Genomic DNA, 12,368 nt, shown 5'->3' with positions numbered 1-12,368 from the left:
GAACAATTCCTTACTTAATCACTTGCCAATCCATAATCCGCCACTGTCCCTCTTGACGGATCAAGTCGTAGCGCACCCGCAGGTTTTCATTACGCGATGAAACGAGTTGAGAACGATCGAACACTTCGGCTTTTTCCGAGACTTGTGCTTCTACTTGGGCGCGATCGGGATTAGTCGGATTTGTGGTAACTCCATTAACTTCCAGCTTGTGTACATAACGCTGGTGCGCGTTGTTACGCTGTTGAGCTTCTGCCATCAATTGCCAGCGAGACAAAGCCGGTTCTGTCAGAACTTGCTTTAATTCTTCGACAGCGTGATTGGGGCCCAAAGCCGCTGCTTTCGCCGATAGCCAGCTTTGAACTAAGTCTTTTGCTGCTACCTCAGTGATTTCTCCCGACACTGCGCCTGCTGCGCTCGGCTCTGGGGCCGGGGCCACGGCAGGGATTTCCAGCGGCGGTTCTTCGAGGCGAACCAGGGCTTGCTCTCCTTGGAGGGGGCCCGATAGGGCTTGCATCGCGCTAGCCAAGAGACTGAGTATTAACCACAGGAGTAACAGGCTCAGGACACCTGCGACTAGAAACAAAGCCAGCCTGTTTGGAGGCATGGACTTGACTTGGGCGGTAATTTCTGCTGCCTTGGTGCGCGCTCGATCGGCAAAATCGCCCTTTAGCCCTTTGCCGCTGGCTCCGCTGCGCCCTGAATATTGGCGTCTGCGATGTTTGGAAGTCGATTCTGCAGGGTGTGGCACTGTAGCTATCGGGAGAGAGACGGGGGCAACAGCGCTAGGCGCGGCCACCGTTCCCTGGGATTTCGCCCCCGAAGCTGCGGTAGAAGCGTCGCCCGGTACGGGGGTCAAGGTGACGGTACTGGCTCCCTGCTTGGCTGTGGGTGGCTGTGGGGGTATGGCAGCGGGCGATCGGCCTGCTGTCGGTTGCAGTCGCCCTGGGGGCTTGCCGGCGCGGGGCTGCACGACGACCCATTCGTTGGCGGTTTCTGCGTCTTGTGGCAAAGCTTCTAGGTAAGCTTGTACTTTCGGGTCGGCAAAGTAGTCTTTCAAGGACACTGACTCGTTGGCCAAGTCGCGGAAGTGGGGAAACACTTCTTCTTGTAGCCAGTGTTCGGCGTACAAGCACAGTCCGGGCAACAAGTCGGGTGAATCTTGGGAATGTTCGCGAATGAAGGCCAGGGGTTCTTTTTCCGAACTGAGTTCGAGGGCTCTGCTGGCTTCTTCTGTCTGGCCCAGCAGCAGGGAACAGACGGCTTTTTCCAGGTGAACGTCTTGGCGGCGACCGAGCTGCATCAGCATCAGCTTTGCCCGACGGATCATCGATGGCTGTCTGGCTGCAAATCCTTGGGCTAACAGGGTGTAGACCGAGAGGTAAGTGGCTACTGCGGAGGGGCGGCCGGCTTCGGCTTCAAATAGCGCCTGCTGCTCGCTGCTGGTTAGGTGTTTACGCATTTGCTGCACGAACCGGAGGAAGTCTTCTATTCCTAAACCCGATCGATCGTCTCCCGAACCGTCGATACCGCCTCGTTCTTGAAGCATTTCTCGCAGGATTTCCAGTCCCTTGCGACGCTCGGCGACTTTTTCTTCGGGAAGCGATAATAGCTCTAAAATGTTGTACGGACGGAGTTTGTATATGTCGGCTTGCATTTCACCCCTCACGCTTGCAAATAGGCTTTCGCGCAGCAGCAATTCTTGACCTGCTTCTAATGATTTTGCGGCATTTTCGTACTGACCTTGCTGCCACTGTTCGCGGCCGAGTTCTAGACAGGCAAGGCTGACGGTTAAAACTATATCTGGCCTCACGAGCTGAGGGTCGCCGAAACGACCTTCTGCGATCGCGATGCTGCCATTGTTAAGATACGGGCGACCCAGCTTCTGTACGAGTTCGTATTCTCCCAGTTCTTGCAGTATGAGCAGGGCTCCTACGAATTGGTTGTCATCGATTTCAATACTTGGAGTGTGGGGGTCGGGAGCAGCCTCTAAAGCCTTGGACTCTGCCGGAGCGGTTTCTCCTGCGTCTTGCAGGAAGGTGGCCGTGCCTGCTGAGGTTTTTGACCTCTGGTGCTTGGCTTCCTGTGCCGCTTCCGACTCTCGATCGTAAGTTTTGGCTAAAAAACTGGCATCGTAAGCTTTGCGCCCCTCTGAGTCTGACAGAACGGCGCAGGCTTCATCGAGCAGTTGTTTGCGGGCGACGATCGCAACTTCGGAATACTCCCTGCGCGGAAGCTGTAAAGTTCGATCGCGGTGAGCCTGCTGCAACTGTTCGGCAGTAGCTTGAATCGGTAGACCCAAAATCCGGTAGTAATCTAGTGGAATTAACACTGTCCACTTCCCCAAAGCGCTAGCAACTGAATTAGCCTATCTTAAGTGAGATACTCCCGCAAACCAAATCAAAAATTCTGGTGTTGGCTTCCAACCGCCCAATTCACGGTATGTTGGAGTTACCGTAGAGATCCTCTGATTTTTTTCCCTCTACAGCGTTTTACAGTGAGGAAAATGGAAAGTCCCACTGCCCCTGAGCTAAATGAGTTGTTTGACTCTTGAGCATTTTCGGGTTTGAGAGTAATGGAATTATATCATTGGTTGGCATGGGGTTTGGATGGGAGTTGGTTCTCCGAGTCCGGGCAATCCGCCCCGATGGCCAACTCAATTTAACAATTGGTGAAGTGCTGCACAGAAAAGGTGCGATCGTTTTCGGCTGCGGTTGTGTCCCATCTCGGTTTAAATTTAGATGTCAAGGAAGCCGATCGTCGGGTATTAATTATTTATGGTTCAGGAACGGACTTTACCAGTTTTTGACGCGCAAAGCGTAAACATTTCTCGGGATGAGGGCTTGATGCTCTACGAGGATATGGTCTTGGGGCGCTATTTTGAGGACAAGTGTGCTGAGATGTACTACCGGGGCAAAATGTTTGGTTTTGTCCACTTGTACAACGGTCAGGAAGCTGTGTCTACTGGCGTGATTCGATCGATGCGCCGGGATGACACCGATTACGTCAGCAGCACCTACCGCGATCACGTTCACGCTTTGAGCGCGGGCGTGCCGGCGCGGGAGGTAATGGCGGAGTTGTTCGGGAAGGAAACTGGTTGCTCGAAGGGCCGCGGCGGTTCGATGCACATGTTTTCGGCCGAACACCGACTGTTGGGAGGTTATGCTTTTGTGGCTGAGGGGATTCCTGTAGCTACGGGGGCGGCTTTTCAATCGAAGTACCGCCGCGAAGCTTTGGGGGATGAGAGTTCCGATGGCGTGACTGCTTGTTTTTTTGGCGATGGTGCTGCAAATAACGGGCAGTTTTTTGAATGTTTGAATATGGCGGCTTTGTGGAAGTTGCCGATTATTTATGTTGTGGAAAACAACAAATGGGCGATCGGGATGGCCCACGAGCGAGCTACTTCTGACCCGCTGATTTACAAGAAGGCTCATGCTTTTGGCATGGCTGGTTTTGAGGTTGACGGGATGGATGTTTTGGCGGTGCGGGAAGTGGCCAAAGAAGCTGTGGCGCGGGCGCGGGCCGGCGAGGGACCGACTTTGATTGAGGCTTTGACTTATCGCTTTCGCGGCCATTCTTTGGCCGATCCTGATGAGTTGCGTTCTAAGGAAGAGAAGGAATATTGGTTCCCCCGCGATCCGATTAAGAAGTTGGCTGCTGAGTTGATCGATCGAACTTTGGCGACTGCTGAAGAATTGAAAGAGATCGATAATAAGATTCAAGCAGTAATTGATGATGCAGTCGATTTTGCTGAGAAAAGTGCCGAGCCAGATCCTAGCGAATTGTATCGGTTTATCTATGCAGAAGATGAGTAAGCTGTGGTGCATTTAACTTGTATGTTTAGGGCGGGCAGGATGCCCAACCCCTACTCCCCACAAGAGTGATATATCCCCGTAGGGACACGGCGAAAGCCTTTGTCCCTACTGCACTTCATAAACCGGAAATGCGCTGTAAGACTTACGTACAAACTTTACTTGTAGGGTGTGCAGTGCGAACCTTACAACCATCAATTACGGCTAGAATCAAAGGTAGACTTTCTAGACGAAAAGAGGCGATATGATAAATCTCGATCGCGATCTAACTCAAGCCAGCAAAAATATGGGTGCAGTTCGAGTCAAAGTCAAGCTAACGAATGCCATTGATGAAGAGTTAGTCAAGAGAGGATTGCTCAATCCCAATCTGTTGCGCGTGTACGAAGCAGAAGCACTGATAGATACTGGCGCAGTACGCACAGCTATTCCTGTAGAAGTCTGCGAACACCTCGGTTTAAGAATTCGGAGTCAGGAAATAGCAAAATATGCTGATGGCAGACAAGAAACAGTGGGATTAACAGGGCCTGTTATCCTTGAAATAGAAGGGCGCGAGACAATTGAGGCGGCAATGGTTTTAGGCGATATGGTGCTAATCGGTCAAACTGTGTTAGAAACTTTAGATTTGCTGGTAGATTGCAAAAATCAGCGTCTAGTTCCCAATCCCGAAAATCCCGAAAGACCTGTATTGAGAGTTTAATACTCAATCCAGCTTAAATACCTCCTTTATTTATTATGTTCGACTGCCGCGATCGGTATGATATCAGCATTTTTAATCAGCACCTATTCCAAGGTTTATGAAGGCTTGTAGCCGTAGAACCATTCTTGAAACTCATCTTTATTCATTGGCGACGGCTTCATCATTTGCCAGAATGTTGTCTCGCTGTCTGCCTTGTAGGAGCGTTCACCCTGATGGGTACACTGACTCAACCTGTTAACTAACAATGCACCCACTCAAAGAGCGAACCCCCCAGTAAAGCAGAAAAAACAGAGCATGAAAAACTGCTGACGTAAACCCCCCATCCACATTTACAAAAAAAACACGGGAGGCGGAAAGCGAGCGTATCTTCCGATCGCAGATGCAAGCGACACGGGGGTTTCAACAGCCTTGAACCTTTCTTAGTTTTTCTTAATTAAATAGCTCAAATATATCGTGTAATATAAACATATAAGTCAGTTATAAAATTCGTATTAAATTGTTTGAGCGCGGATGCTAGTTGGTAATGATTAAACTCAAAACTTGAATATGTGGCTGCAAAGTCCGTCAATCGATTTTAGATTTTAGATTTTAGATTTTAGAGGCGACCCCACGGATAAATGCGGGGGCAATAAGTGATTTTCGATTTTCGATTTTGGATTGATTCCACGGATAAATCACGTGGCGGGTACCACCTTTGAAATTCGTGGTCAAGAAACTTATGGTTTAATTATTGCGAAATAAATCCACCGAGAAAGGTAAGGCTCAGCTCGCCGGAACCTGTGGAACTAAATCTTTTTGAGATGGAATTTTATGAACGCTTAATGATACAGCAAGTGCGGCATAACATTTTATACCAGGTGTCAACTCCCGCAAACTACCGCAAGATTACCCGATCGCCCATCCTGTATATGGCAGCAAATGCAGCGCTACCCCCAAACCGCAAATCTCCCTTGCAGAAAGTAGCACAAACGTGATACGGTATAAGCTTGTGTCCAAATAACACCAGTTCATGCCAAAACTCAAAACTCGCAAAGCAGCCGCAAAGCGCTTTAGAGCGACCGGCAGCGGTAAAATTGTGCGCCGCAAAGCTTACAAAAGCCACTTGCTACAGCACAAAAGTTCAGCTCGCAAAAGCCGTCTATCTAAGCTGGTCGTCATCGACGAGACCAACGATGCTAACGTGCGGTTAATGCTTCCATACTTGTAAAGTTTAACGGAAATTAAAGATGACACGGGTAAAACGCGGTAATGTCGCCAGAGCGCGCCGCAAAAAAATTCTCAAATTAGCCAAGGGTTTCCGAGGCGCACAGTCGAAACAGTTCCGCACAGCTAACCAACGGGTGATGCAGGCCCTGCGTAACGGTTATCGCGATCGCAAAAAACGCAAACGCGATTTCCGCCGCCTGTGGATTGCTCGGATCAATGCCGCATCGCGCCAGCACGGCACGAGCTACAGCAGACTGATCGGCAACATGAAGAAAGCCAACATCGAAATCAACCGAAAAATGCTGGCACAAATGGCGATAATTGACCCCGCAACATTCGGTAAAGTTGTGGAAATGGCCAATCGAGCCGGAGCCTGAAAGTTCGCTTGATTTTCAGAATGCACAAAGCAGAAGTAAGAAAGATTTAACTGTCTGCCAGAGAAGGAAAACTCCTGATGAATTTAGGAGGTTGAGACCAAGTTTCCTTCTTTGTTCTTACTTCTGGATTTTTGCTTTTTCAGAAATCGCGATCGGGCCGGTCGATCGCTATTTCCTTGTTTTTTATACAGTTGCAGAGGCACATCTCAGAGATTGCTAGCGCCTTAAAATAAATAAAACCTTCCACAGACATACCTAAATTTAAGAAAAACATGGATAGTAATTTGCTCATTCTTTACCTGACAGTCCTGCTCGCTATACTCGGCAGCACTTCCTGGTTTGTGGTGCGCCAGATTCTCAAAACTCGGAAGCTGGAAATGTCTCTGGAACGCTTAGAAAATAAGCTGACGGTAGAAAAAGGAACAGCACAGGAATACTACGAATTAGGAAGTATATATCTAGATAAGAAGCTTTACTCCCAGGCGATCGTACTGTTTCAAAAAGCCCTGAAAGCCAAAGACTTAGAAGGCGAAGAAAATCAAGCTGTTATATACAACGCCCTCGGTTTTGCACACTTCGGCCAAGAACAGTACGACATCGCGATCCGCCAGTACAAAGAAGCCCTGAAGTTGCAGCCAGAATACGTTACCTGTCTCAACAACCTGGGTCACGCCTACGAGCGCAAGAAATTAACCGCTCAAGCCTTGGAAATGTACGAACAAGCTCTCGCCTGCGAGCCAGACAATACCACGGCCAAACAGCGAGTAGAGTCCCTTCGGAAGCGTTTGGTAATCTATAATTGAGCGCCCCTGTTAGGAGCAATAGAGATCCCGCAAACCTGGTTTCATTCAGAAACCGGGTTTTTTCTTAACATAGTCCAAGATACTAAACTATCCAACACATTAATGCGTTAGTTTTTAAGAACAGGAATTCCAAGTGAAGCTCGATCGCACACCGTCCCAGCACTTTAAATTACTGTCAAGATAAAACCAGTACCTGCAACGTCGGTCAGTCCTAAACAATAGAAGGAGGAGAACGTAGTGACATCAATTCTCGTTGTCGAAGATTCGTGGTTGACTCGGAGGGTAATCTGCAAAATCCTGCGAGCAGAAGGATACGAGACTTGGGAAGCATCCAGCGGCCCAGAAGCTCTAGAACTGCTCGGCACTAAAACCCCAAACTGTATGCTCTTAGACCTGCTGATGCCGGAAATGGAAGGTAGGGAAGTCCTGCAAGCCATGCGCGATCGAGGATATAAAATTCCAGTGATCGTAATTACCGCAGACATCCAAGCAACCACCCGCTCCGAGTGCATGGCACTCGGAGCCCTGGCAGTCATTCACAAAATGCCCAACTCAGACGAACTAATCGGGTGGATCAAAAAAGCTCTGAGTGTCAGCGAGGAGAGCGCACAATGAAATTAAGCACTCGACAGCTCGATGCTTTGCAGGAACTCGTCAACATCGGCATCGGTCAAGCCGCAGGGGTTTTGAACGACATGATCGACTCCCCGATTCGCTTGCAAATCCCCTACCTTCAGATTCTGACTCCCATCGACGTGGAAGAAGAGTTAGAGCAACACCTCAACGGCGAGCAAATCGCCGCTGTCCAGCTCAAATTCACAGGCTCCTTTGGAGGCATTGCCCAGCTAGTCTTTCCCACAAACAGCGCTGCTATGCTGGTGACGATGCTCACAGGGGAAGAAGGAACTCAGGATCTCGATTCAGTCAAAATTGGTACGCTAAGTGAAGTGGGAAATATTGTAATTAATGGGGTCATGGGTGCAATCAGCAACGTACTTCAGCAGCGCCTGAACTATTCAATTCCCACTTATAGCGAAGGGACGATTGCTAGTTTGCTGATCTCTGGCGGTTTAGCTACTGATACAGTTGTTTTATTAGCCCAGACCAGTTTCATGATTGAAAGGCTTCACATTGAAGGAGATATCATTCTTATTTTCAATGTTAATTCCTTTGACACCTTGTTGACTGCTATCAATCAACTTGCCGGGGGTCTATGATTGAGGAGAGCAAAAGTATTAAGGAAAAGTTTGGGGTTCTCGACAGCGTACCAGTCGGCGCCTGCTTGCTGCAAGATGATTTTGTGGTGCTGTTTTGGAACACTTGTCTGGAAGAGTGGACTAAAATTCCCCGCAGCCAAATATTGGGAACAAAGATCACAACCCATTTTCCTCACCTGAGTCAGTTAAAGTACGCCACTCGCTTCAAGCAAATCTTTGCAGGAGGCCCGCCAACAATTTTTTCTTCTCAAATTCACAAACACCTGATTCCGGCAACTTGGCAAGACGGCCAGCAGCGAATTCAGCAAACTACTGTGACTGCTGTGCCGGCACTGGAGGCTGGCATTGAAGAACAGGAGATTAGAGACTGGATTCTCCATACTCTTGAGTTGGAACCAGAGGGTAGTGTCGGAGTCGGCTCATCAAGAAGTGCTTTTTTGTCTAGGGAATCTCCACCCTCAGCTTCGTCATCAATATGGCCGGGGGTCAATGCCCCATCGTTCTACGCGCTGCTGGTGATTCAAGACGTGACCGACCTCACCCACCGCATCCAAGCTTACCGCACAATGCGGGATCAAGCTTTGGAAGAAGTGCAAGTGCGCCAGCGGGTGGAGGAAGAATTGCGATCGAGCCAGCATTTCATCCAGCAGATTGCTGACGCGGCGCCTTATTTGCTCTACATCTACGATTTGACCGAACAGCGCAACGTCTACGTCAACGGTCAAGCTTCTAAATTGCTGGGCTACACTCCCCAAGAAATTTTACAGATGCAAACTGCTTTGTACTCCAGTTTGGTGTACCCAGAAGATTTGCCGAGGCTCAAAGCCCACCAGAAAAAATTTCCCTCGACTCAAGACGGGCATATTTTGGAGTTGGAGTATCGGCTCAAACATCGATCGGGCGAATGGCGCTGGTTTCGCTGCCGCGACCAAGTTTTCGCCCGCACAGCCGACGGCTGCCCCAAACAAATTTTCGGCACCGCTCAAGATATCACCGAGTACAAACGGGCACAAGAGGCGCTGCGGCAGCAGAACGAACGAGAACTGCTGATGGCGACGATTACTCAGCATATCCGCCAGTCTCTGGATTTGGGTGAAGTGCTCCGCACGACAGTGACAGAAGTGCGTCAGTTCCTTCAGGCCGATCGAGTGATGATCGTCCGCTTCAACCCCTGTACGGGCAGTGTCTCCGCCACCCCGGCGACGGGGGCGGTAACAGTGGAATCTGTAGCTGCCAACTGCAAGCCGATGTTGGGGGAAACCCTGGAAAAATTCTGTTTTGACCAGTTCTATCTCGAAGCGTACCAACATCGGGCGATCCGACCGATCGCCGATGTTTTGGCCGCGGATTTGCCGCAATATCAAATTGACTTGCTCGCACAATTCGCCGTGAGAGCTTATTTGGTTGTGCCTTTAGTGCAAGGAGATGAGTTGTGGGGGCTGCTGATGGCCCACCAGTGCAGTCCCCGGCAGTGGATGCAGTTGGAAGTAGAGTTGCTGTCTTCTCTGGCCACCCAGTTGGCGATCGCCATCAAGCAAGCAGAACTCTACCAGCAGTTGCAAGCAGCCAACCTCAAGTTAGAGCGCTTGGCTACTTCGGACGCACTCACGCAGCTAGCAAACCGCCGACGGTTCGATCAGTATTTAGAAATGGAGTGGCGCAGACAAGCGCGGGAACAAACGCCCATGTCCCTAATTCTGTGCGATATTGATTCTTTTAAAAGTTACAACGATACTTACGGGCATCAAGGCGGGGACGAATGTTTGCGACAAGTCGCCGCGGCGATCGCCGATGCAGTCAATCGCCCCGCCGATTTAGTAGCTCGCTACGGAGGCGAAGAATTTGCCGTTATTTTGCCAAATACCTCGATTCAAGGCGCAGTGATCGTAGCCGAACACATACAGCTCACAATCGCAGCTTTGCAGCTTCCGCACGCTGGTTCTCAGGTGAGCGAGTACGTTACTCTCAGCCTGGGCGTAGCGAGTATTGTTCCTGGATCTGAATCGGGAGCCGAAATTCTGATTGCCGCAGCCGACCAAGCCCTGTATCAAGCTAAACGACTTGGGCGCGATCGTATCCAACTTTACCAGCCCGATCCTGCTGCTGGCAAGGCGAATGGCACAGGCACTTCGATACTTCCTGTAGATTTTTCTCTCCCCAACACTAATTTACCCTCTCCCACTAGCGCTTGACGAATTGCCATATTTGTGCATCCTGAGTAGTTATAGCACTCCACAAAAAAAATGCCACTCTAAGCCCGTGAGCCAAACCCTGATATCCCTCTTCTGTCACTCTGCGGATTAAAGAAGTAAGAAATAAGCCAGCTCATCTAGAAAAATAAAAGGGTTGGAATTGATTTATTGGATCAATTAAATCGTTGAACCCAATCAATAAATTAGGATTTGGAAATATTTGTAATCAAGGATAAATCCACCCAAATATAAGGATGGGTTGGATAAGCTGTTATGCAGTTAAACAGTGATACAATAATTACCCTGGTTGGGAATTTTTCGTCCCAGTTAATAATTAAATCTCCTTCATTTAAGAGGCGATGTAATAAATACACTAGGTCTTCAAGTGATGTAAACCGTCGATTAGCAATATATTTTTTATCGAAGGTCACACCAATTAAATTAAGTTCTAGTGGGGACTAGATTCGGGAAGTAATTATCAATTAATATCAAATCCGTTAGCATCGGAATAGTAAATTCGAGTTCACTGTTGACGGTTGACAGTGAACAGTCAACCGTCAACCGTCAACATTATTCCGGTGTAACCGGAAATGATATAAGATTAGGTATTTCTGTTTCATTTTTTTGAGATCCTCTTCTTTCTTATAAAAACTGGTCTATCACCACAACTCCAGAAGAATTAACCTTCTTTCTGACATCCGTTACATCAGAAAAAAGCGAATCCGTTGCCGAACTTGCTTCTTCAACATCTGCTATATCCTTGAGGGTTGCAGGTTCGGGATGCTAAAATCGAGCCGTACCATTTATCTATTGGTATTTGCTTTCCGATCCGAAATCCTAAGTTTTCAATAATTTGTCGGGTTTCCGCGTGAGTGTGACCAGACCACAAGTGATATTCTAAAGAAAGGTTTTGCACAAGTTGCCAAGTATCTCGATCTTCAAATAACAGCCATTCTGCACCTTCGCAGTCTACTTTGGCTAAATCGACTCTACCACCAATTCGCTCGATCGCCCTGCGAAATGATACCATTGGTATTTCGCCACTTTCGCTAACTGTCGATCGGGTTTTTCCCGAAACTTCCCGAATGTCGAGGACTACTTTACCATCTCGACTTCCTACGGCTTCCATAAAATAGGTAAAATTTGCGATTTGAGAGTGATGTTTGAGGTAATTTTCTAGGTATGGATTAGCTTCGTAGGCGTGAATTACCGCCTGGGGAAACCTGTTCCTCGCAGCAATCGGAAATAAGCCGACATTGGCTCCAATATCTATAATTGTCATCAGCGATTCAGATAGTTGCTCGACTCCGTAGCAGTCGTCTAAAAGCACTTCTATAAATTCTCCGTTCATGCCTTTCTCTGAAGGCACGTTTACTCGCTGCATTTTTCCTTGCACAATTAATTGTTCGGGCCATTGAAAGTTAGCAACTCTGTTAAATTTAATCCCTAACTTTTGGGACCGAATTTGGCGCTGCACGAGTTGCTGAAGTTTATGGACAAGCATAGGGAGAGATGGAGATTGGTTTTAATTTTCCAATAACGTTAGATGATGGAAAAGCCTCTAGGTAATAATTCACATTTTGCACCGCTTGTAAATCGAGTTTCTGTCTGCGACTTCAACCTGAAGGCTAGAGTTTTAGTCAACCAATCCGGCTGATTGCGAGTTTGTTCAGAATGCGCTAGATATGATTACAGAGAGTTATTTTTTTGTTCATAATAAGAGTAAATTGAGAGTAAATATGCTTTAATATATGTCAAAATGCGCTTCAAAATACGGAATTGAAAAATGTTATAGTTCGATGGACTGCTCCCAACAATTGAAGAGTTAGTCATGCTCCACTTTCCCAGGGCTGCGGAGTCGGAAATTAACCAGCGGTTGATGAAAAAATTCGTAGCCCCGCGAGTGAATGCTTGGCTCGATCGTGCAAACAATGCGATCGCCCTAATTCCCGACCGCAATCCCCAAAAGTCGATCGCCATTACCGCTGACCTAAAACAGCAGGAGTCCCGCACTCTAACGGTACCCCGTTGAGTGTCGGGAGGAATGCGCGTGAGGCTCAAGAGCTG

General features: G+C 48.4%; 13 protein-coding genes. 10 read left to right on the top strand and 3 right to left on the bottom strand.

Annotation, left to right across the window (positions count from 1 at the left end; genetic code table 11):
* Window positions 1–10 precede the first annotated feature (10 nt).
* Entirely contained in the window at window positions 11–2,329 is a 2,319-nt protein-coding gene (locus QUB16_RS13160; RefSeq protein ID WP_333316605.1) for an IMS domain-containing protein, read from the bottom strand.
* A 445-nt stretch (window positions 2,330–2,774) separates the two neighbouring features.
* Between QUB16_RS13160 and pdhA the strand changes: the two genes are divergently transcribed.
* Both pdhA and QUB16_RS13150 read left to right on the top strand, forming a co-directional pair.
* Window positions 2,775–3,812: a pyruvate dehydrogenase (acetyl-transferring) E1 component subunit alpha gene (pdhA, locus tag QUB16_RS13155; RefSeq protein WP_333316602.1), complete on the top strand. Its 1,038-nt coding sequence runs from the start codon at window positions 2,775–2,777 to the stop codon at window positions 3,810–3,812.
* Between the two features lie 241 nt (window positions 3,813–4,053).
* Window positions 4,054–4,506, top strand: a complete 453-nt coding sequence (locus tag QUB16_RS13150) for a clan AA aspartic protease (RefSeq protein WP_333316600.1) — start codon at window positions 4,054–4,056, stop codon at window positions 4,504–4,506.
* 95 nt (window positions 4,507–4,601) lie between these two features.
* Here QUB16_RS13150 and QUB16_RS13145 read toward each other — a convergent pair whose 3' ends face one another.
* Window positions 4,602–4,760 carry a hypothetical protein gene (locus tag QUB16_RS13145; RefSeq protein ID WP_333316598.1) on the bottom strand — a complete coding sequence of 53 codons (159 nt, stop codon included), beginning with the start codon at window positions 4,758–4,760 and terminating at the stop codon, window positions 4,602–4,604.
* 525 nt (window positions 4,761–5,285) lie between these two features.
* On the opposite strand from QUB16_RS13145, the gene QUB16_RS13140 reads away from it, so the two are divergent.
* The 7 genes from QUB16_RS13140 to QUB16_RS13110 all read left to right on the top strand — a co-directional run bounded on the left by QUB16_RS13140 (window position 5,286) and on the right by QUB16_RS13110 (window position 10,301).
* Window positions 5,286–5,480 carry a hypothetical protein gene (locus QUB16_RS13140; protein ID WP_333316596.1) on the top strand — a complete coding sequence of 65 codons (195 nt, stop codon included), beginning with the start codon at window positions 5,286–5,288 and terminating at the stop codon, window positions 5,478–5,480.
* Between the two features lie 35 nt (window positions 5,481–5,515).
* Window positions 5,516–5,713 carry a 50S ribosomal protein L35 gene (gene rpmI, locus QUB16_RS13135; protein WP_006634164.1) on the top strand — a complete coding sequence of 66 codons (198 nt, stop codon included), beginning with the start codon at window positions 5,516–5,518 and terminating at the stop codon, window positions 5,711–5,713.
* Window positions 5,714–5,732: 19 nt separating this feature from the next.
* Window positions 5,733–6,089: a 50S ribosomal protein L20 gene (rplT, locus tag QUB16_RS13130; RefSeq protein ID WP_006634165.1), complete on the top strand. Its 357-nt coding sequence runs from the start codon at window positions 5,733–5,735 to the stop codon at window positions 6,087–6,089.
* Window positions 6,090–6,361: 272 nt separating this feature from the next.
* Window positions 6,362–6,892, top strand: a complete 531-nt coding sequence (locus QUB16_RS13125; RefSeq protein WP_333316594.1) for a tetratricopeptide repeat protein — start codon at window positions 6,362–6,364, stop codon at window positions 6,890–6,892.
* Window positions 6,893–7,129: 237 nt separating this feature from the next.
* Window positions 7,130–7,507, top strand: coding sequence for a response regulator (locus QUB16_RS13120; RefSeq protein WP_333316592.1), 378 nt, complete (start codon window positions 7,130–7,132; stop codon window positions 7,505–7,507).
* Window positions 7,504–8,109 (top strand): chemotaxis protein CheC, encoded by a 606-nt coding sequence (locus tag QUB16_RS13115; protein WP_333316590.1) that lies wholly within the window; start codon window positions 7,504–7,506, stop codon window positions 8,107–8,109. The genes QUB16_RS13120 and QUB16_RS13115 overlap by 4 nt, the downstream gene beginning before the upstream one ends.
* Window positions 8,106–10,301, top strand: coding sequence for a diguanylate cyclase domain-containing protein (locus QUB16_RS13110; protein ID WP_333316588.1), 2,196 nt, complete (start codon window positions 8,106–8,108; stop codon window positions 10,299–10,301). The genes QUB16_RS13115 and QUB16_RS13110 overlap by 4 nt, the downstream gene beginning before the upstream one ends.
* 742 nt (window positions 10,302–11,043) lie before the next feature.
* Here the strand turns inward: QUB16_RS13110 and QUB16_RS13105 are convergent.
* Complete coding sequence (locus tag QUB16_RS13105) at window positions 11,044–11,805, bottom strand: FkbM family methyltransferase (protein WP_333316586.1); 762 nt, start codon at window positions 11,803–11,805, stop codon at window positions 11,044–11,046.
* Window positions 11,806–12,132: 327 nt separating this feature from the next.
* Here QUB16_RS13105 and QUB16_RS13100 point away from each other — a divergent pair, with 327 nt between their 5' ends.
* Window positions 12,133–12,333 carry a hypothetical protein gene (locus QUB16_RS13100; RefSeq protein WP_333316584.1) on the top strand — a complete coding sequence of 67 codons (201 nt, stop codon included), beginning with the start codon at window positions 12,133–12,135 and terminating at the stop codon, window positions 12,331–12,333.
* The last annotated feature ends 35 nt before the right edge of the window (window positions 12,334–12,368 follow it).

This window comes from Microcoleus sp. D3_18a_C4, assembly GCF_036702415.1.
GTDB lineage: Bacteria > Cyanobacteriota > Cyanobacteriia > Cyanobacteriales > Microcoleaceae > Microcoleus.
The sequence above is the reverse complement of the archived record's forward strand: the minus strand, read 5'-3'. Positions and strand labels throughout refer to the sequence as shown.